The 19,093-nt window shown below is 66.5% G+C and carries 16 protein-coding genes; 6 read left to right on the top strand and 10 right to left on the bottom strand.

Annotation, left to right across the window (positions count from 1 at the left end; genetic code table 11):
• Positions 1 to 14: 14 nt before the first annotated feature.
• A complete protein-coding gene (locus ACIBW7_RS22595; protein WP_397049270.1) occupies positions 15 to 1,481 on the bottom strand; it encodes a peptide MFS transporter in 1,467 nt (488 codons plus the stop codon).
• A gap of 295 nt (positions 1,482 to 1,776) precedes the next feature.
• Between ACIBW7_RS22595 and ACIBW7_RS22590 the strand changes: the two genes are divergently transcribed.
• A complete protein-coding gene (locus tag ACIBW7_RS22590) occupies positions 1,777 to 2,589 on the top strand; it encodes a neutral zinc metallopeptidase (RefSeq protein ID WP_397049268.1) in 813 nt (270 codons plus the stop codon).
• Between the two features lie 124 nt (positions 2,590 to 2,713).
• Here ACIBW7_RS22590 and ACIBW7_RS22585 read toward each other — a convergent pair whose 3' ends face one another.
• The 9 genes from ACIBW7_RS22585 to ACIBW7_RS22545 form a co-directional block, all read right to left on the bottom strand.
• Entirely contained in the window at positions 2,714 to 3,661 is a 948-nt protein-coding gene (locus ACIBW7_RS22585; protein ID WP_063036635.1) for a Ppx/GppA phosphatase family protein, read from the bottom strand.
• Between the two features lie 213 nt (positions 3,662 to 3,874).
• A complete protein-coding gene (locus ACIBW7_RS22580; protein ID WP_397049265.1) occupies positions 3,875 to 4,405 on the bottom strand; it encodes a DUF501 domain-containing protein in 531 nt (176 codons plus the stop codon).
• Positions 4,402 to 5,049 carry a septum formation initiator family protein gene (locus ACIBW7_RS22575; RefSeq protein WP_397049263.1) on the bottom strand — a complete coding sequence of 216 codons (648 nt, stop codon included), beginning with the start codon at positions 5,047 to 5,049 and terminating at the stop codon, positions 4,402 to 4,404. The genes ACIBW7_RS22580 and ACIBW7_RS22575 overlap by 4 nt, the downstream gene beginning before the upstream one ends.
• Before the next feature lie 17 nt (positions 5,050 to 5,066).
• Entirely contained in the window at positions 5,067 to 6,353 is a 1,287-nt protein-coding gene (gene eno, locus ACIBW7_RS22570) for a phosphopyruvate hydratase (protein WP_397049261.1), read from the bottom strand.
• 157 nt (positions 6,354 to 6,510) lie between these two features.
• Positions 6,511 to 7,236 (bottom strand): lytic transglycosylase domain-containing protein, encoded by a 726-nt coding sequence (locus tag ACIBW7_RS22565; protein ID WP_397049259.1) that lies wholly within the window; start codon positions 7,234 to 7,236, stop codon positions 6,511 to 6,513.
• Between the two features lie 211 nt (positions 7,237 to 7,447).
• Entirely contained in the window at positions 7,448 to 9,046 is a 1,599-nt protein-coding gene (locus ACIBW7_RS22560; protein WP_397049257.1) for an ABC transporter ATP-binding protein, read from the bottom strand.
• Complete coding sequence (locus tag ACIBW7_RS22555) at positions 9,043 to 9,918, bottom strand: ABC transporter permease (RefSeq protein ID WP_397049255.1); 876 nt, start codon at positions 9,916 to 9,918, stop codon at positions 9,043 to 9,045. The genes ACIBW7_RS22560 and ACIBW7_RS22555 overlap by 4 nt, the downstream gene beginning before the upstream one ends.
• Positions 9,919 to 9,962: 44 nt before the next feature.
• On the bottom strand, positions 9,963 to 10,886 hold the full coding sequence (locus ACIBW7_RS22550; RefSeq protein ID WP_397049253.1) for an ABC transporter permease: 924 nt from the start codon (positions 10,884 to 10,886) through the stop codon (positions 9,963 to 9,965).
• The gene (locus tag ACIBW7_RS22545; RefSeq protein WP_397049251.1) at positions 10,886 to 12,403 is read right to left on the bottom strand and encodes an ABC transporter substrate-binding protein; all 1,518 of its coding nucleotides are present in this window, start codon (positions 12,401 to 12,403) and stop codon (positions 10,886 to 10,888) included. Before ACIBW7_RS22545 ends, ACIBW7_RS22550 begins: the two co-directional genes overlap by 1 nt.
• A gap of 314 nt (positions 12,404 to 12,717) precedes the next feature.
• Here ACIBW7_RS22545 and ACIBW7_RS22540 point away from each other — a divergent pair, with 314 nt between their 5' ends.
• The 5 genes from ACIBW7_RS22540 to ACIBW7_RS22520 all read left to right on the top strand — a co-directional run bounded on the left by ACIBW7_RS22540 (position 12,718) and on the right by ACIBW7_RS22520 (position 19,063).
• A complete protein-coding gene (locus ACIBW7_RS22540) occupies positions 12,718 to 13,911 on the top strand; it encodes a TauD/TfdA family dioxygenase (RefSeq protein WP_397049249.1) in 1,194 nt (397 codons plus the stop codon).
• Positions 13,883 to 14,893 carry an ornithine cyclodeaminase family protein gene (locus ACIBW7_RS22535; RefSeq protein WP_397049247.1) on the top strand — a complete coding sequence of 337 codons (1,011 nt, stop codon included), beginning with the start codon at positions 13,883 to 13,885 and terminating at the stop codon, positions 14,891 to 14,893. The genes ACIBW7_RS22540 and ACIBW7_RS22535 overlap by 29 nt, the downstream gene beginning before the upstream one ends.
• Positions 14,894 to 15,054: 161 nt before the next feature.
• Entirely contained in the window at positions 15,055 to 16,404 is a 1,350-nt protein-coding gene (locus tag ACIBW7_RS22530) for an alanine racemase (protein WP_397049947.1), read from the top strand.
• Between the two features lie 51 nt (positions 16,405 to 16,455).
• Positions 16,456 to 17,487 (top strand): PLP-dependent cysteine synthase family protein, encoded by a 1,032-nt coding sequence (locus ACIBW7_RS22525; protein WP_397049245.1) that lies wholly within the window; start codon positions 16,456 to 16,458, stop codon positions 17,485 to 17,487.
• Between the two features lie 151 nt (positions 17,488 to 17,638).
• Entirely contained in the window at positions 17,639 to 19,063 is a 1,425-nt protein-coding gene (locus ACIBW7_RS22520; protein ID WP_397049243.1) for an MATE family efflux transporter, read from the top strand.
• Positions 19,064 to 19,093: the final 30 nt, after the last annotated feature.

The raw sequence follows: 19,093 nt of genomic DNA, 5'->3' as shown, positions 1-19,093 counted from the left end.
CTCCGCTGATTTCTCTAATGCACACCGGCCATATGTCGGCTCACCCATGGTGTGAGTGCGACGACGATCAGACCGGCACAGATCGCTACCGCTCCGGTGATGCCGAAGTACGCGAATTCGTGGTCCGCGTCATAGAACCGAGCCAAAGTACCGGACATCGAGGTTCCGATGCCAACGGAGAAGAAGTACAGCGCCATCATCTGGGCCCGGAACGCCTTGGGCGCCAACTGTGTGGTGACCGAGAGGCCGATCGGAGAAAGCAGCAGCTCGGAGACCGCGAATGCGCCCATGATGAGCAGTACCGCCAGTACGGGCACCGATTTGCCGCTGCTCCCCGAGAACAGCACGAACAACCAGAACGCCAGCCCCATCCCGATGACGCCGAGGGCGAATTTGCGTGGTGTGCTCGGCGCGCGATTGCCCAGCTTGGTCCACATCAGCGCGAACAGCGGCGACAGGCAGATGATCCACACCGGCTCGACCGAACCGATCCAGTTCGACGGCGCGGTCCAGCCGAAGATGGTCCACTTCATCCGCTCATCGGAGTACACCGCGAGGACCGTGAAGATCTGCTGGAACAGCGACCAGAAAACCGCATTCGCGATGAACAGCGGAATGAAGGCGCGGACCCGGCTGCGCTCGACGGGCGTCACCTTGGCGCTGGTCAGCATGAGTACGAAATAGGCGAGCGAGGCCGCAATGATGACGCCGGTGGTGACCTCGGAGAGGTTGTCCAGGTTGACCAGCCCGGTGATCAATGCCAGCGCGACCACGATGGCCGCACCGGCCACGATGCCGAGCATCGGCCCGGCGGCGTTGCGCGGCAACGGATTGGGCACATGCCTGCCCGCGGTGCCGAGGTTGCGCCGGAAAACGACGTACTGCGTCAGACCCAGCGCCATGCCGACCGCGGCCGCACCGAAACCGTAGTGAAAGCCCCAATTCCGTTGCAGCAGACCGGTGAGCAGCGGACCGACGAACGCACCGAGGTTGATGCCCAGATAGAACAGCGTGAAGCCGCCGTCGAAGCGCGGATCACCCGGCCGGTAGAGGGTGCCGAGCAGCGAGGACGCATTGGCCTTCAGCCCGCCGCTGCCGAGCGCGACCAGCGCCAGGCCGACTCCGACACCACTCAGTCCGGGCAGAATCGCCAGCGCGATATGCCCGGCCACCACCACGATGCCGCCGTAGAAAACGGTGCGCTCCATGCCGATCAGCCGGTCGGCGATCCACCCGCCGAGCACCGTGGATAGATACACCAGCCCGCCGTATGCGCCGACGATCCCGACGCCGGTGCTCTGCGATAGACCGAGTCCGCCTTCGGTCGTCGAGTAGTACAGGTAGTACCCGAGGATGGTGAGCATTCCGTAGAACGAGAAGCGCTCCCAGAGTTCGACTCCGAAGAGATTGGCCAACCCGATGGGATGACCGAACAGGGTCCGCTCCCGAACCGATTGCTCCGCCATTGCTGCGTCGGACATGCTCAGACCATCCCATATGGGTAGGGAATTCCCGGCATCCTGAACAAAGTTTCCCTGCTCACGGCCGATATTGCCGGACATGCCAGAGCTGCCGCCGGAGCAAACCGCCAGCCGGTACGTCCATCTTGGAAGCACCCGTTCGGTGCACCTACTCGGCGAATCCGAGGCAACGTCGAATATTCGTCGACCGCGCTCGGTGACGCACAGCACTCGACAAGAAAACCGGAGAACTTCCCGGTAAAGTTCGCCTCGCTGGACGGGGAAACCTCGTTTGTTGGCTGGACGGGGGAACCTGATGACGCGCTCGAGCGCCCATGCGGCGCTGCTGCTCGCCGTGATCGGCGCGCTGGTGTCGCCGCTCGGCACCGGGTGCGCGTCGGTATCCGCGGTGGATGCCGAGCCCGTCGTCGACGCGTTGCAGGAACCTCCGCTGACGGCCAATACGCTGCACGCCGAGCTGCGCTTGCCCCCGCTACGGTGTCAGCTGCCGCCGATCGAGATGAGCGCGGCGGGCCAGCGGCAATTCGTGCAGACCGAGCTGGACTGCTTGACGAAGGTCTGGGATCCGGCCCTGCGCGCCGCGGGTATGGGCCTCGCGCCGCTGCAACTCGTGGTGGTCGACAATGCAACGACCGGCTGCTCGAAACAGGTCCAGTCCACCGATCCCGCGTTCTATTGCGGCGGCAACGTGTACTGGCCGACCGACGATCCGATCCATCGGGGCTGGGGTTCGCAACTCGGGCAGTACCTGATGTTCGTTGTGATGCACGAATACGGCCACCACCTGCAGTCCTCCACCGGCATCCTGCGTAGCGCCGATCGGGATATCGATTCCGCCGGCGAGAAGTCACCACTCGGCCTGGAACTCAGCCGACGCATCGAACTGCAGGCCCAGTGCCTGGCCGGTGTGATGCTGGTGGCAGCTCAGGTCGGCGGCATGCTGACCCCGGCCGAGGCCGTGGATTTGATCGATATCCAATCCGATACCGAGGAGGATCCGACCCACGGCACCGGCGTGAACAGCCGACGCTGGGTCGAAGCCGGTTACCGCAGCGGTTCGACGTCATCGTGCAATACCTGGGCTGCCGCGCTCGACGAAGTGGAATGACCGGTTCCTGATCGGGGCCGAAGAACGGCAGCGCGCGGCCGATCGGGTACCTGGTCGCGATCTCGTCGTAGCAGCGCACGATCGTCGTGAGGTGGATCTGGCGCGCGACGGCCGCGATAGCGGGTCAAGCGATGGACAGGGCAATTCCGTCGAGGATGTCGTGTTCGCTGACGATGAGGGCGGAAATGTCGGCACGGCGGGACAGTTCGTAGGCGAGCACCTCGGTGATGACGGCGCCGCCGCCGATCACGTCGACGCGGCCGGGATGTATGGGGCCGAGGGCAGCGCGCTCATCGTGGTTCATGCCGATCAGGCGATCGCAGACCTCGCGCACCTGGTCCAGGGTGAGGCTGGTGAGATGGACTCGCTCCGAATCGTATTCGGGCAGATCGAGGGCGACGGCGGCGATCGTGGTCATGGTGCCCGCGACGCCGACCCAGGTGTGCGCGCCGTCGACGGGGACCTTGGCGAAGGCCTCATCCAGTCGTTCGGTGGCGAATTCCCGTGCGGCGGCGACCTGTTCGGCGGTCGGCGGGTTGCCCGGCAGGCATCGCTCGGTAATGCGGACGCAACCGATATCGGCGGAGAATGCGGCCCGCACACCATCGCTGTCGCCGACGACGAGTTCGGTGGAACCGCCGCCGAGATCGACGACAACGAAAGGCCCTGCCTCGCTGGCCAATTCGCCGACCGCACCGGTGAAAGACAGCCGCGCCTCCTCGTCGCCGGTGATCACCTCGGCCTCCGCACCCGCCACCACGGTGCCGAGTTCGGCACGGGCCATGGCGAAGAAATCCTCGCGGTTCGCGGCATCGCGCGTCGCGGAGGTCGCGACCATCCGCACTCGACCGACCCCCGCCTCCCGCATCAGCGCGGCATAATCGGCGAGCGCAACCCTGGTGCGCTCGATCGCCTCCGGCGCAAGCGCCCCCGTCGCATCCACCCCCTGCCCCAGCCGCACAATGCGCATCTCCCGATGCACATCCGCCAACCGCCCATCGCCGAGCACCTCGGCGATCAATAGTCGAATCGAATTCGTCCCGCAGTCGACTGCCGCTACCCGATCACTCATTGCTCAGCTCCGCTCATATCAGCCCGGCTAATTTCCCACTCGCGCTCAACGGAGCGCCCAGTCGTCCCGGCGTCTACGCCGCCCGCCGCGGCGCCCGCGCTCATTCCAGCGCCGACGCACATTTCAGCACCTGCGGTCATCGCAGTACCCGCGCTGATCACAGCGCGCACGTTCCCCTCAGCGCCCATGGTCAGCTCGAGCGCCGCGCGCACGTCATTGCCCGTCGGTCGGAGCGTGCGGCGGCTCGTATTTCGGCCAGTCGGCGGGGATTGCGGTGCCGCGGAGGCCGTGGTCGGCGGCCATGGCCACTGCCTCGTCGCCGAAGGGGTTGACGCCTGGGCCCTTGGCGAGGGCGTGAGCGATCAGGACGTGCAGGCATTTCACTCGTTCGGGCATGCCGCCGCCGGTGAAATCGGTGCCGAGCGATTCGATTTCATTGCGCTCGGCCAGATAGCTCTCGTGGGCGGCGCGGTAGGCGGCGGCCAATTCCGGGTCGGTGGCGAGGCGTTCGGTCATTTCCCGCATGACACCCGCGGATTCCTGCCTGCTCGCCTCAGCGGTGAGGCGGGGATCGGTCAGGTAATAGAGGGTCGGGAAGGGGGTGCCGTCGGGCAGCCGCGGCGCGGTCTTGACCACCGCGGGCAGCCCGTCCGGGGTGCGGTAGGCGACGGCGAGTACGCCGCGCGGTGCGCGTCCGAGCTGCTCGGCGATGATCTCGAGATCGCGGTCGTTCGGTGCGGTCACCTGGGTCCTTCCGATGCTGGCTGCGGCGTGACGGGCGGTCCGGTCGGTGCGGCCGCGGGCGCCGGGGCCTGCTGCGGTTGCGAAATACTGCGCCACAGTTCGGTGTACCAGGGCTCGGGCGCCTTCGACTGGGTCGGTGCGGCGGGCGGCGCGGGCGCTTCGATACCCGGCACCTGGACGATATAGGGCGTCTCACCCGGCATGACCAGCCGCAACCGGTCCCTGGCCTCGGAGCGCACGTAGGCCGGATCCTGTTGCTGCGCACGGCGATCCCGCAACTTGGCGAGATCGGCCTCGAGTTCGATGCGCTCCTGCGCCAGGTGCGCGGCCTCGGCGCGCTGGGTGAAATAGGTGCGCAGCGGAACGGCCAAGGTCAGCGCGAGTGCGCAAACGACGATGGCCAGGATGACCGCCTTACCGGTGGACAGACCGAGGATGGTGCGATCGTGCTTGTCCTCGTGTCCGCCGGAGCGCAGCCCTATCTTCTGCGGTTTGGCCTTATCGGCGGATTCGGACCGCCTGCGGGTCGTCCGCTTCGGTGCGGCCGCCGGCGATTCGGCGGCCGGGCGCGATCTGGCAGAGCGCGACGTGCGGCGGTTCCCGCGTCCGGCCGGACTGGATCCACGCGCACGTCGCTCTGTCATACCGTTCCCCTAGCTGACTAGCCTTCGAACGCGAACCGCGGGAACGCGACGTCGCCCGCGTACCGTGCGGAATCGCCGAGCGCATCCTCGATGCGCAGCAGCTGGTTGTACTTGGCGACACGCTCGCTGCGCGCCGGGGCGCCGGTCTTGATCTGACCGCTGCCGACCGCGACGGCCAGGTCGGCGATGGTGGTGTCCTCGGTCTCGCCGGAGCGGTGGCTCATCATCGTCTTGTAGCCGTTGCGGTGCGCGAGCTCGACGGCATCCAAAGTCTCGGTGAGCGTGCCGATCTGGTTGACCTTCACCAGCAGCGCATTGGCCGCGCCCTTGGTGATGCCCTCCTCCAGGCGCTCCGGGTTGGTGACGAACAGGTCATCGCCGACCAGCTGCACCTTGTCGCCGATCTGGTCGGTCAGCGCGACCCAGCCGTCCCAGTCGTCCTCCGACAGCGGGTCCTCGATGGAGACCAGCGGGTAGGCGGTGAGCAGTTCGGCGTAGAACTGCGCCATGTCGGCGGCCGAGCGGACATGGCCCTCGAACTTGTAACCGCTGCCCGCGGTGTAGAACTCGGTGGCGGCGACATCGAGCGCGAGCGCGACATCGGTGCCCAGCTTCAGGCCGGTCTTCGCGATGGCGACACCGATCAGGTCGAGTGCTTCCTTGGTGCCCGCGACGGACGGCGCGAAACCACCCTCGTCACCGAGACCGGTGGACAGGCCCTTGGACTTCAGCACCGACTTGAGCGCGTGGTACACCTCGGCGCCCCAGCGCAGCGACTCCTTGAAGGTGGTCGCGCCGATCGGGGCGACCATGAACTCCTGGACGTCGACGCCACTATCGGCGTGCGCGCCACCGTTGAGGATGTTCATCATCGGCACCGGGAGCACATGCGCGTTCGGGCCGCCCAGGTAGCGGAACAGCTCCAAGCCCGAGGATTCGGCGGCGGCGCGGGCCACCGCGAGCGAAACGCCGAGCAGGGCGTTCGCACCGAGGCGGGACTTGTCCGGGGTGCCGTCCAGATCCAGCAGGACCTGGTCGACGGTGCGCTGCTCGACCGCGTCCAGGCCGATGACGGCGGGCGCGATCTCGTCGAGCACCCCCTCGACGGCCTTCTGCACACCCTTGCCGCCGTAGCGCTCGCCGCCGTCGCGCAGTTCGACGGCCTCGTGCTCACCGGTGGAGGCACCGGAGGGCACGGCAGCGCGGGTCAGGGTGCCGTCGTCGAGGGCGATCTCGACCTCGACAGTGGGGTTTCCGCGGGAATCCAGGATCTCGCGAGCTCCGACCTGTTCGATGATGGCCACGAAAACGACACTCCTTCGGCTGTTGGCACGGTAGGTCTGACGGGAAGGGCCGTGCGCCTGCGAGCCTAGCGTCCTCGCGCATTGCGCAGTAACCGGCACTCCGACGAATCGCTTCGCACTGTCGCGATACGCACCCGTTGTTTCCTCCAAGGGGTGCTCATGCCCGACGCCCGACGCTGTACGCGGCGGCACGATCGCGGACGGTCAATAGATAGGCATTCGACTGGTTGTAGGTCAGCAGAGCCTGCTGCCAGCCGCGCTCGGAGGTCAGATCGCCGCCGCTCGCGCACAGGTAGCGGGCCGCGGTGAGGGCGGCGTCATCGATATTCTGCGGATCGGCGACGCCATCGCCATTGGCGTCGACACCCCAGCGCTTCCAGGTCTCCGGAATGAATTGCAGTGGGCCCAGCGCCCTGTCGAACTCCGGATCGCCGTCGAGCTTGCCCCCGTCGGTGTCCTTGACCAGTGCCACACCCGGCGCACCGTCCAGCGGGATGCCGATGATCGGCGGGCGCACGGTGCCATCCGCATCGACCTCCGAACCGCGATGGGTCCCGTGCTTACTCTCCACACTGGCGATCCCCGCGATGGTGGTCCAGGCGATCCCGCAGTCCGGCCGGGACCGGCCCATGATCGCCGCCGCATAGCCGTACGCCTCCAGCGAGACACTCGGAATGCCGAGTTTGTCGGATTGCTCGTCGGCCCAGTCGCGTAACTGCACGGCGGTGCGGCCGGGCGCATCCAGATCGATCAGCGGCAGCGGCGTACCGGGACCGGGCGGGATGCCCTCGGGAATGGGCGGAAGATTGCGTTCGGCGCCGCAACCGGCGAGTAGAAGGATCACCATTGCGGCGACCAACACGCCGGTCAGCTTCGCGAGCATTCCTCCATCATCCAGATCCGAATGACCACCCCCGCGATGCACGCGTCGCGGCAAGCCCAGCGCCATATATCCCTCCCCCTGCAGACCCCGCATGCCCGGTGGTCACGCGCTCCGTGATCCGAGATTACCGAGCAGTTCGCCGATAACGCAGCCGCCGATTCGTCCTCGCAGAACTGCCGTGCGTCACGCACAAGCTGTGCGCGAGAAACGCCTAGCCGAGGAGTTCGCGGGTCGCGGTGTGCGCCGGGGCGGTGAGGACCGCTGTCGCCGAGCCGGATTCGACAATGCGGCCGTGGTCGAGGACGACGAGGTGGGAGCAGTGTCCGGTGACCAGTGTCATGTCGTGGGTGATGACGAGCAGGCCGGTGTCGTGTTCGGCGCGGATGCGGTCCAGCAGGGTCATGATCGAGACGGCGGTGTTGTGGTCCAGGGCCGAGGTGATCTCGTCGCAGACCAGCACGGCTGGTTCGGCCGCGAGCGCTCTGGCGAGGGCCACCCGCTGGCGTTGGCCGCCGGAGAGTTCGTGCGGGTAGCGGATGGCGAGCTCCGGTGCGAGTTCGACCGAGTCGAGCAAGTCGGTAATGCGCTGCGCCAGTTGTCGTTTCGGTACCCCGCCGATTCGGCGCAGCGGACGGCCGAGCGTCTGGGCGACGGTGCGACGGGGATTGAGCGCCGACCGTGGGTTCTGCGTGACCAGCTGAATACCATCGCGGCCATTGCGAGCTCGTCGACGGGGGCCGACCGGGATCGACTCGCTTCGCAGTTCCAGCGATCCGGTCGCTTCTCGGTGCAGACCGGCGACAACCCGCGCGAGAGTGGTCTTTCCAGCTCCTGACGCCCCGACGATGGCCAGTGCCGCGCCGCCCGGCAGCACGAAATCGATGCCCGCCAATACCTCGTACCCGTCGATCGAGGCACCGATGTCCTGACCACGTAGGACAGGTTCCGCAACCAACTCGACCGTCCTGGAGCGCAAAGCTACCGCCCCCTGACCTTCGCTGGGCCGCAGAGCCGAGTCCCCGCTGTCGGCCGCTGGGCCGAGTGGCATCTCCGGAGCCATCGCCACTCGCACGATCGACGCGGCACCCCCGTTCGATTGCGGTGAATTCGATATACCCGAACGAATCGGCACCGGTGTGCGGCCGATTACATCGGTATGCACCGCACCCAACTCGACCACGTCATCGGCGATCGTATGAATAGTCGCGGTGTCGTGCCCGGACAGCAAGATCGCGGCAGAGCGCTGAGTGGCGATATCGGCCAGCAGACGAGCGATTTCGGTGCGCAGGGAGCCGTGCAGCCCGGCCAGGGGCTCGTCGAGAATGAGGATCCCGGTGTGGCGAACCAGCGCACGTGCGAGGGCCACTCGGCGCTGCTGACCACCGGAGAGTTCGCCAGGCCTGCGACGCAGGTGTTCGCCGGATAGGCCGACCAACTCCAGCGTTTCGGCCACGGCGGCAGCGGGGTGGCGAACCTCGTCGAGCAGGGAACGCACCCGCATCAACGGATTGAGGGCCGAGCCGGGATCCTGTCCGACATAGGCGATGTGGTCACGCCGGAACCGTTGCAGTGCACCAGGATTCAATGCGAATACGTCCTGCCCCGCTACCACGGCCGAACCCGCGGATCGCCGGGCTCCCGTTGGCAGATGCCCGAGCAGTGCCCGCATCAACGTGGTCTTGCCCGATCCCGACGGACCGGTCAGAGCGGTGACCTTACCGGCCGCGACGCTGAAACTGGTGGGCTCGAACAACTCCTGACCATTCGATCCGCAAACGGTCAGCGCATCGACGACAACAGACGCGTTCATCCCCGCTCCTCCAACGCATTGCCTGGGACCGGCAAGTCCGCGCCGGCCGGTCCGAGCGACTCGGAACCGCGCGTCCTCCGAACTGCCCAGCGGCGCGGGCGGTGCTGCTCGAACGAGGTCACCGCGAGATTCACGCTGACCGCGACCACCGCGATCGCCAGGCTCGGAGCCAGCACGGACCAGGGGTTGAGGAGCATGCCAGAAGAGTTCTCGCGCACCATGACCGCCCAGTTGCTCGCGCCGAGCGTGGTCGGCAGTTGCAGGAACGATGCGGTGCTGACCACATACACACCCTCGACAAAGCGAAGACCGAGCTGCGCGGCCGAGACCGCGCGCAGATTCGGAATCACCTCACGGAATACCAAGTGCGGCAGCGTTTCACCGCTCGCCTGAGCTGCCTCGACATAGCCGCTCGCCGCGACCCCCGCCGCAGCCGCCGCGAAAACTCTTGCACAGTACGGAGTTCCGAAGAGCAGAGCCACCACGACGAGCCCGTAGACGCCCGCATCCGGCCAGGCCGTAAGCACCAGCAGGATGCCGAGTACGGCCGGGAGCAGGATCGCGAAATCGGCGACGCCCTCGATCAACGCACCAACCCGGGGACGCAGTGCCGCGACCGCGCCGAGCACGCACGACAACCCGGTCACCACGACCGCGATCACACCCGCCAGCAACAGCAGACCCCAACCGCCGTAGAGCAGTTGCGCCAGCACATCCCGTCCGAGCCGGTCCGTGCCCAATAAGGTGTCGGCACCCGGCCGCGCGAACGGTATCCCGACCGCCTCCTCGGCAGGCCGCGTTGCCGAGCTGGGCCCGAGCGCGGCGGCGATAACCACCACCAGCGCAGGCAATACCGTGAGGAATCTCTGCACCGGCGACCTCCCGAGCCGAGCCGCAGGATTCCGCTGCACATCGGTCATATTCGCCCCCGCAATGCCCAGGCCCGAATCCCGTCCGCCATGGCCAGCATCGCCATGATGACGATCCCGGTGAGCGCGACCACCGCGGCGATCAACGAGGTGTCCCGATCGGCGACCGACCCGGCGAGCAACGCACCGAGTCCCGGGTAGTTGAAGATGGTCTCCACCACCAGCGCACCACCGAGCAGCATGCCGACCGTGGTCGCGAAACTCGCCACAATCGTCGGCAGCGCGAACGGCAGCACATGCCTGGTCAGCACGGTGGTGGTCGAAAGCCCGTCCAGCACCGCACTTTCCACATGCGGCGAGCGCGCGGAGTCGAGCAGGGCCGCGCGCACCACCCGGGTGTTCCAGCCGGTCTGCGGTATCGCCAGTGCGAGCACCGGCAGCACCAGCATGTCCGGACTGGCCGGAAATCCGGAGCGCCCGGTAATGGTGACAGCGGGCAACCAACCGGTGCCCAAGGAGAACACCAGGATCAACAAGGTTGCGATGACGAACTCCGGAATCGCCGCCGCCGCAGTGGTAGTCGGCTGCAGGAACCGGGTAGCCGCACCCCGCCGGGTCGCCCACCAGCCGCCGAGCAGCAGCGACGCGACCACGGTCACCAGGAAGGCGAGCCCGCCGAGCAGCAGCGTCGGCGGAAACTTGTCGGTCAGCAGCTCATTGATCGATCGCCCACGCGCGGTGCGGCCGAAATCACCGGTCGCCACACCTGAGATCCACTCGACGAACCGCACCGGCAGCGGCCGGTCCAGGCCCAGTTCGTGTTCCTTCGCCGCGATCTGCTCCGCGGTGGCGTCGCGGCCGAGCACCGCGCGGGCGGAATTGCCCGGCAGCAGACCGACGGCCGCGAACACCGTCGCCAGCAGCGCGACCAGCAGCAGGACGCGCCGAATGAGGAGTCGGGCGAAGGACATCACTCCGCGAGCCAGGCCCGTTCCAACTGCACCCTGGCGAAGCCGCCCAGGGTCGGCACATCGCGCACCCGGGAGGTCGCGATATCGATACCGTCCGCCATGCCCCACACCAGATAACCGCCGCGGGCGTACTGGATCCGCTGCACGTCACGGCAGGCGGCCGCGTATTCCGAGTCATCGGATGCGGCTATGGCTTTCGCGGTAGCCGCATCGAATTCGGCATCCTTGAAGGCGGTTTCGTTGCGATTGGATGTCGAGGACATCAGCTTTGTCGCGAAGAACAGCGTGGAATCATTGGTGCCCCAGGAGACCGTGTAAAACGGCGCCTTCAACCAGGTCTGGTCGTAGAAGGTATTCGACTCCTGCGTTACGACATCGAGGCGCAGCCCGATATCGGCCAGCTGGGTGGCGATCACCTTCGCCGATTCGACCTCGCCAGGGGCCTCGGCCTTGGTGCGGAACTGGTAGCTGCGCCCGGTATCGAATCCGGCATCTCGCAGCAGCGTCCTGGCCCGGTCCACATCGCGAGTCCGCTGCGCAATGGTGTTGTCGTACAACGGATCACCGGTGCCGAGGATGTCGTTCGCGACGGTGCCGTACCCCGAATGCACCTGATTCACCAGGGCCTTGCGATCGATGCCCGACCGGATAGCCTCGCGCACCCGCGCATCGGCGAACGGCCCGTCGGAGGTCCGCATCGCGACCCCGACCATGGTGTCGTTCGACCGCCGCACCACCCGCAGATCACCGCGCCCCTCGGCGGTACGTCCCGCGATCGCGCCGACATTCGAGGCCAGATCGATCTGCCCGCCGAGCACCGCATTGCCCAATGCGGTCACGCTGTCGAACATGGTGACCTCGATGGCATCCAGCAGTGGCGCCGGACCGTACCACCGATCGTTGCGCACCAGCCGGGCATTGCCACCCTGATAGGACTCCAACCGGAACGGCCCGGTGCCGATGGCCTTGGTGAAATCGGTGGTGTCCTTCTTGACGGTGAAGGTCATCAACCGAACCAGCAGCGGCAGTTGGGAATTCGGCTCGGGCAGCGCGACTACCACCCGATTCGGACCGTCCGCGGTGATGTCATCAACGGCGGCAGGCATTTTCGACGCACCGCCGACGGTCCGCAGGCGACGCAGCGACCACACCACATCATCAGAGGTGACGGGGGTTCCGTCGTGGAAGGTCGCGCCGTCGGCGATGGTGAAACTCCAGCGCCGCCGCTGCGGGTCGGCTTCCCACCGACTGGAAAGGCGCGCAGCAACATTCGGGTTCGCGCCCGGTACCGTGAGCGCGTCGTACACCAGCGAGGTGATGAGGAAGTCGCTGTCATTGCTCAGATTCGCATGCGGATCGCGTTCGATTCGCGCCGCGCTGCCGAGCGCACCGACCCGCAAGGTGCCACCGCGCCGCGCCGGGCCGTCCGAATTGCCGCCATCCGAACATGCGGCGACCAACAGCACCGCGCCGACACCGAGTCCCGATCGCAGGAGTTGTCGTCGATTCCATTCCATGGTGCTGCCTTCCTCGAACCTCAACGAGTTACCCGCGCGCGACTGCGAACCCTAGCGAATCTAGCTAGGACAGGCTAGCCTAATAGGGTTCCGGCCGTTGAGTTTTGCCGCACCCCAGCTACCAGTCATCACCCCGAAGGCAATGCCGCAAATTAGCTACAGCTAGCTGCAACAGGCTTCGACCCCAGTCATACGCGCTCGCATTTTTACGACTCGCTTAGGTAAGCCTTGCTTAACGCGGCCGGAGCCACTAGCTTCGCAGATCGAATCGTCATACCCCCGCTTTTCGACCCGATGCGAAGAAGGGATCCCTGGTGAAAGGCGTTCTCTCCGAACGTAAGACGCTTCACCCACTAGATATCGAACGGCGCGAGCTGCCGACCACCGCCGGACATGCGGTGCGCGCTCTCGCTCGCGAGATATGTATCACAGTCGACTCATGGCCCGATGGCGCCACCGACCTCGCGCACACGCTGACCGATCCGGCATTGCTCGAGCAAATCGATGCGTGCGTCGGCGAGTTGCCCGATGCGGTGCGCGTCGCCCTGCGACCGCCCGCCACCGCGGCCGGTGCCACCATCGTCGGCAAACTGCCTTTGACCGATGCCGAATTCGGCCCGACCCCGCCGAGCTGGGTCGAGGCGGCCCGCTGGAGTGGTGAAATCGACCGCCGCGCGAGCTCATTCGAACTCGATATCGCGATGCTGCTGCTCGCCCGCAGCGCGGGTGAACCGTTCGGCTGGCAGGGCCAGCAGGGCGGGCGGCTGGTCAACAACATCGTGCCCTCGCCCGGTCACGAACACGAACAGTCCGGCGCGAGTAGCAAAACCCTGCTCAGCCCGCACACCGAGGACGCCTTCCACCCGGACCGGGCAAACCTGTTGATGCTGGCGTGTCTGCGTAATCCGGACGGCGTCGGCACCACCGTCTCCTCGGTGCGCCGGACCGAGCTCTCCGATGACGAGCGCCGGCTGCTGGGCACGCCGACCCTGCCGATCCTGCCCGACGTCTCCTACGGCACCGGTCACGAGCGCTACTCCGCACTTCCGTTGCCGACGCTGTGGAGCGCCGAATCAGCCGAGGACACAGCGGATTTGACGCTTCGCTACGATCCGGCATACACCCCGCTCGACGATGCCGATGCCGAATTCCGGCTGGCGTACGCGCGCCTCACCGCGGAGCTCGAACGCGTCTGCATCACCGCCGCACTGACCCCGGGCGAGCTATTGCTGGTGGACAATGACGTGGCCGTGCACGGTCGGGTACCGTTCACCGCGCGCTACGACGGCACCGACCGCTGGCTCAAGCGCGTCAATGTCCGCCTGCCCGAACGCCGACGGCGGGCCGCCGAGGCCGACGAAAATGGTTATGGGCAACGGATCGTCGCCCCGTTCCGAGCGGCAAGCAACCCGCTCGCGATCGACGGTGTACCGGCCCGGGCTACCACCCGGACCGCAGTAAGGCTGGATACGACACAACATGATCGAGGAACCGTTGAGCACTCGTGACCGGAGCACACCACTGCGTGTGCTGAGCCGCAGCGATCTCGCCGACGTGCCCATCACGCCCGCCGATGTGGTGCGCGCGGTAGAGGAAGCGTATCTCGCCTTCGCCGCGGGTGATTCCGATAATCCGCGCAAACTCAGCGTCGCCAATCCGGACGGCTGGTCGGTGGCCTACGCCATGCTCGGGCGCGACGGCCGACGCCGGGTGGTCGCGATGAAGACCTCCTACAAATTCGATCCCGGCCACGACCGCAGCACCAAGCGCTACTACACGACCATCACGCTCTACGACGACAGCACCGGCGCGCCGATCGCCATGATGGACTGTGCCAGGGTCGGCGCGCTGCGCACCCCGGCGGTGTCGGCGTTGTTGGTGCGCGAGACCGCACGCCGCGGCGCGGAGAGCGTGCTGCTGATCGGCACCGGTACCCAGGGCCGAAATGCCCTGCCGCACTTGCTCGCCGCCAATCCACAGCTGCGCAAACTGATGCTGTACGGCACCCATCCGGAGGGTCTGGCAGCGGTGCGCGATTACCTCGCCGAATACAACCCGCACGCATTGCTGGAGACCGTCGAGGATCCGCGCGCGGCCGCCGGTACCGCCGATGTGGTGTTGGCGACGGCCGGCCCGGGCACCGAGGTCGGGATCGAATCCGAGGATCTCGCACCGGGATCCACCGTTGTGCTCGTCGGCTACGGTTTGGCGCCGTCCACGCTGGTCGACGCCGATCGCGTAATCGCCACCAGCGCCGAGCAAATGGCGCTGACCGGTACCGATATGGCCGGTCCCGACGGTAGGTTGCGCACCGTCGATGCCGAACTGCCACAGATCCTGAGCCGTCGTGCGGTCGCCCGACGCTCCGACGACGAGCGGATCTTCGTCTACAACAGCGGGTTGGTGCTGACCGATATCGCCGTCGCACACGCACTCGCCGAACGAGCCATTGCCGAGGGCCGTGGCACGGAGGTGCCCCTGTGGGACTAGACATCGGCGCCGTCGAGTTCGGCAAGAAGGTGCGCGCCCCCGGCACCGCCGAACCCGACGGCACGCTGCTGTTCGACGGCGGCTCGACCCGCGACAAGATCGAACTCGGCGATCATCCGTCGAATACCGGAACTGCGCCCGATCCCGCCGTACTGGCGGCGGTGCGCGGCCTGCTGAGCATTTGCGCACCTACCCTGCCCGCACACACCGACGACTGGGAGCGCAGGTTGCTCGCCGATCCGAATGTGCTCGGCGATATCGCTTTTGCGATCAGTGGGCCGTTTCATGTGATGTATCCGGCACGAGTCGCGGTGAATATCGACGGGTTTCAGCAGGTATTCGAGCAGGCCGGTGTGGATGGAGTCGTCTACTTCGGCAAGAAGGCCAACAAGGCGGCCTGCGTTGCTCGCGCCTGCGCCGAATATGGTGCGGGCGTCGACGTTTCCAGTGTTGGCGAGCTGAATGCCGCACTGTCACAGGGTGTTCGCGGTGACGAGCTGATGGTCACCGGTCCCGCAAAATCCGACGATCTCCTGTGGCTTGCGGTACGGCACCGCGCGTTGATCGCCGTGGACAGTCTCGACGAGCTCGACAGGTTGGCGGCATTCACCACCCCGGCCGCCCCGGCCCGCGTACTACTTCGCGTGCTGCCCAATGGATCCGCGAGCCGATTCGGCATGACCGCCGAGGAATTGGACCGCGCGATTTCGGTGATCGGCGCGTCCGGCACCGTCGGCCACGAATCGATTCGCCTGCAGGGCTTCAGCTTCCACCTGTCCGGCTACGATGCCGTCGCACGCGCCGAACAGGCCGACGAATTGATCACCCGCTGCCTGGACGCGCGCACACTGGGCCATCCGGCCGGCACCATCTCCATCGGCGGTGGATTCGGCGTCGATTACGTACCCGCGAGCGCCTGGTCGGAATTCACCGATCACGCGAACGGCCAGTGGTTCCACGCCGGGAAGTCCTTCGATTCGTACTACCCCTACCACTTCCCGGCCCCCGGCCCGGCCATGCTCACCGCCGTCCTCGAGCACAATGCACTCGCGGAACGGTTGCGCGACAACGATATCCGGCTCGCCATCGAACCCGGCCGGGCACTGCTCGACCGCGCCGGATCCAGCGTCTTCCGGGTGCAGGGCAGCAAGACCCGCCACGTCGACGGTCACCCCTACCAACTGCTCACCGTGGACGGCACCAGCCTGAGCCTGTCCGAGCAGTGGTTCGACAGTGAATACCTCCCCGATCCGATACTGTGGCCGCCGCGCCCCGGCGAGCTCACCCCGACCTGCGTCGGTGCGGCCAGTTGTCTGGAGTCCGACATGCTCAGCTGGCGGCGCATCCCGTTACCGAGACGCGCCGAGGTCGGCGATCTGCTGATCTATCCGAATACCGCCGGTTACCAAATGGATTCGAACGAATCAGCCTTTCACGAACTGCCGATTCCACCGAAGGTCGTGCTGCACGACACCGGCGATCGACTCCGCTGGACGCTCGACGCCGGATGATCCGGCACCCATTCGACCAATACCCTTACGGCCCCGAACGAGGAGACCTCCATGCCGCTCGTCACTCGCGTGACGGATCTGATCGGTCGCACCCCGCTATTCGAACTGGCGACCACCGCGACCGGCACCCGACTGCTGCTCAAACTCGAGCAGTTCAATCCGACGGGTGCGGCCAAGATCAGGATGGCGCGCGCGATGATCGACGATGCGGAGCGTCGAGGTTTGCTGGGCGATGGCGGGCATATTATCGAGTCGACATCCGGGAATACCGGGCTCGGCCTCGCGGTAGTGGCTGCCGAACGTGGGTATCGCTTCACCGCGGTGGTCGATCACCACGCATGTAAGGACAAGCTGCGCGCGATGCGAGCAATGGGTGCGGAATTGGTATTCGTCGCCGACGACGGTGACGACAACCTGGCAACCTCGGCGCGAGAAGACCTGGCCGAGGCGATGGCGGCCGGACAGTCCGGCGCGTACTTCACCGAACAGCACAACAACGACGCGAACGCGGTCGGCTACTACGCCGTGGCCGAAGAATTGCTGGCGGACCTGGAGCGCGTCGATATCCTGCTCTCTGCGGTGGGCACCGGCGGTTCACTGTTCGGCACCGCGACCCGACTGCGCCAACTCGGCTGTACACCACGGGTGATCGGCGTGGAGCCGGTCGGATCGATCGCCTTCGGCGGGCCGGGCGGACCGTACTGGCAGTCCGGTACCGGCACCCCGCCCGGCGCCACCATCGGCACCGCCGTGGACTATTCGCTGCTCGATGAGGGCGTCAAGGTTTCCGATGTCGCGGCCTTCGCCACTGCTCGCGCGGTCGCGGCCAAGCTGGGCCTGATGATCGGCGGCTCCGCGGGCGGCTCGGTACACGCCGCGCTGACCCGCCTCGAGGAATTCCCGCCCGGCTCGACCGTGGTCACCATCGTCTGCGACGGCGGCGAGAAGTATCTCGACACAGTCTTCGACGACGAGTGGATGGGCGAACGCGATCTTCTCGACGCCGCCACCGAACGTGATGTGCACACCATGCTCGACCGCTACGCTCCCACCCGACGCGACCAACTCGTCGAAGCGCGATGAAGCACATGCGCGCTTTCGATCACCGTTGCGCAACAACCCGCACGTCTGAAATGATCACCTTGTTAGGGTCGCCTAACCTATATGAACCTAAGCGACGTGTTGGGACGAGGCGCATGGCGATCGATTTCGGGATTCGACCGGTAGAGGTGCGATGGTGAATCTGTCGACCTTCCGTGCCGATGGGCGACAGCTAACCGCGCTGGCGACACCGATCGCACTCACCCAACTCGCGCAGATCGCGGTATCCACTACCAATATCGCACTGATGGGCACCCTCGGTGTACGCGAGGTCGCCGCGGGCGGGCTGGCGATGGTGCTGTTCAACCAGATTCGCACCATGTGCGTCGGTCTGATCACCGGGACCGGGAATCAGATCGCGTCCTCGGTGAGTGCGGCGGATAAGCGTGGTGAGCCCGCGGACGGGGAGGTCCGCGATATCGTCCGCTCGAGTTTCCTGATCGCCACCTTCGCCGGAATCATCGGCGGCGCAGTGCTGATCGGACTCGGCTGGGCGCTGCAATGGCTCGGCCAGGATGCGGGCGTACTCGCCGACGCGCGACCGCTCATGCTCGCACTCGCGCCCGGACTGCTGCCCTGCCTGTGGTTCCAAGTACTGCGGCAGTACACCGTCGGTATGCAGCGTCCACAGGCCCTGCTACTGGTCACCCTCGGCTCGGTGGCGCTGAATCTCGTGCTGGCCCTTACCTTCATGCACGGCTGGGTCGGACTGCCCGCACTCGGACTGACCGGCATCGGCGTCGCAACCTCACTGGTCTTCCTGATCACCTTCGGCGTCTTTTTCGCGATGGTGCGCGCCGACACGGCACTCGGCGCCACCCTGCCGCCGCGTCCGTGGCCGGTGCACGTGCCGACCATCCGGGCCGAGATCGAACTCGGTGCGCCGATCGCACTCACCTACGGTTCGGAAGCCGGCATGTTCTCGGTGCTCGCCCTGGTGATGGGCAGTATCGGACCGGCCGCGCTGGCCGCGCACAATGTGGTGTACCAGATCATCTACATCGTCTTCCAGGTCGCGATCGGCCTGTCGCACGGCGCGTCCATCCTGGTCAGCCATGCCGTCGCGCGTGACGAGTACAGCCACGCCCGCGCACTGGCCTGGTTGGCGCTGCAGCATGCGGGCATCGTCGCCGCGGTCACCGGCGTGGTCTATATCGCCGCGCCGAAACTCGTGCTGAGCCCCTTCCTCGAACCGGGCGACACCACGACGATCGAACTGGCCCGCTCGCTGTTGCTCATCGGCATCGTGCTCCAATTCTTCGATGCCGCACAGAACATCGGCACCGGCCTGCTGCGCGGTCTGAAGGAAACCAAGGCGGGCTTCCGCCTGTCGCTGGTCGGCTACTGGCTTGTCGGCCTGCCCACGGCCCTGCTGCTGGCCTTCCCGCTCGGCCTCGGCGCCGCGGGCGTCTGGTGGGGTCTTACCGCCGGTCTGGCCGGCACGGCCGTCCTCATGCTCCGCCGCTACTTCGCGCTGCTGGGCACCGCCGCCTCGACCCACCCCCACCTCCCACAATCCCTACCCACCCCTTCCCGACCTCGTGAAATCCGGACTTAATGGGCGGCGGAAAGTGTTGTGCAGCAACCT

Origin of the sequence: Nocardia sp. NPDC049526 (genome assembly GCF_044465765.1) — a bacterium.
In the GTDB taxonomy this organism is placed as follows: Bacteria; Actinomycetota; Actinomycetes; order Mycobacteriales; family Mycobacteriaceae; genus Nocardia.
Note: the sequence above shows the minus strand (reverse complement) of the source record. Positions and strands in the feature narration are given on the sequence as shown.

Coding starts and splice junctions, on each gene's coding strand:
- ACIBW7_RS22575 (WP_397049263.1), bottom strand. CDS start 5,049: ATGACAGAGCGACGTGCGCGTGGATCCAGTCCGGCCGGACGCGGGAAC.
- ACIBW7_RS22550 (WP_397049253.1), bottom strand. CDS start 10,886: ATGTCCTTCGCCCGACTCCTCATTCGGCGCGTCCTGCTGCTGGTCGCG.
- ACIBW7_RS22585 (WP_063036635.1), bottom strand. CDS start 3,661: ATGAGTGATCGGGTAGCGGCAGTCGACTGCGGGACGAATTCGATTCGA.
- ACIBW7_RS22560 (WP_397049257.1), bottom strand. CDS start 9,046: ATGAACGCGTCTGTTGTCGTCGATGCGCTGACCGTTTGCGGATCGAAT.
- ACIBW7_RS22525 (WP_397049245.1), top strand. CDS start 16,456: ATGCCGCTCGTCACTCGCGTGACGGATCTGATCGGTCGCACCCCGCTA.
- ACIBW7_RS22565 (WP_397049259.1), bottom strand. CDS start 7,236: ATGCTCGCGAAGCTGACCGGCGTGTTGGTCGCCGCAATGGTGATCCTT.
- ACIBW7_RS22545 (WP_397049251.1), bottom strand. CDS start 12,403: ATGGAATGGAATCGACGACAACTCCTGCGATCGGGACTCGGTGTCGGC.
- ACIBW7_RS22590 (WP_397049268.1), top strand. CDS start 1,777: ATGACGCGCTCGAGCGCCCATGCGGCGCTGCTGCTCGCCGTGATCGGC.
- ACIBW7_RS22595 (WP_397049270.1), bottom strand. CDS start 1,481: ATGTCCGACGCAGCAATGGCGGAGCAATCGGTTCGGGAGCGGACCCTG.
- ACIBW7_RS22535 (WP_397049247.1), top strand. CDS start 13,883: ATGATCGAGGAACCGTTGAGCACTCGTGACCGGAGCACACCACTGCGT.
- ACIBW7_RS22520 (WP_397049243.1), top strand. CDS start 17,639: ATGGTGAATCTGTCGACCTTCCGTGCCGATGGGCGACAGCTAACCGCG.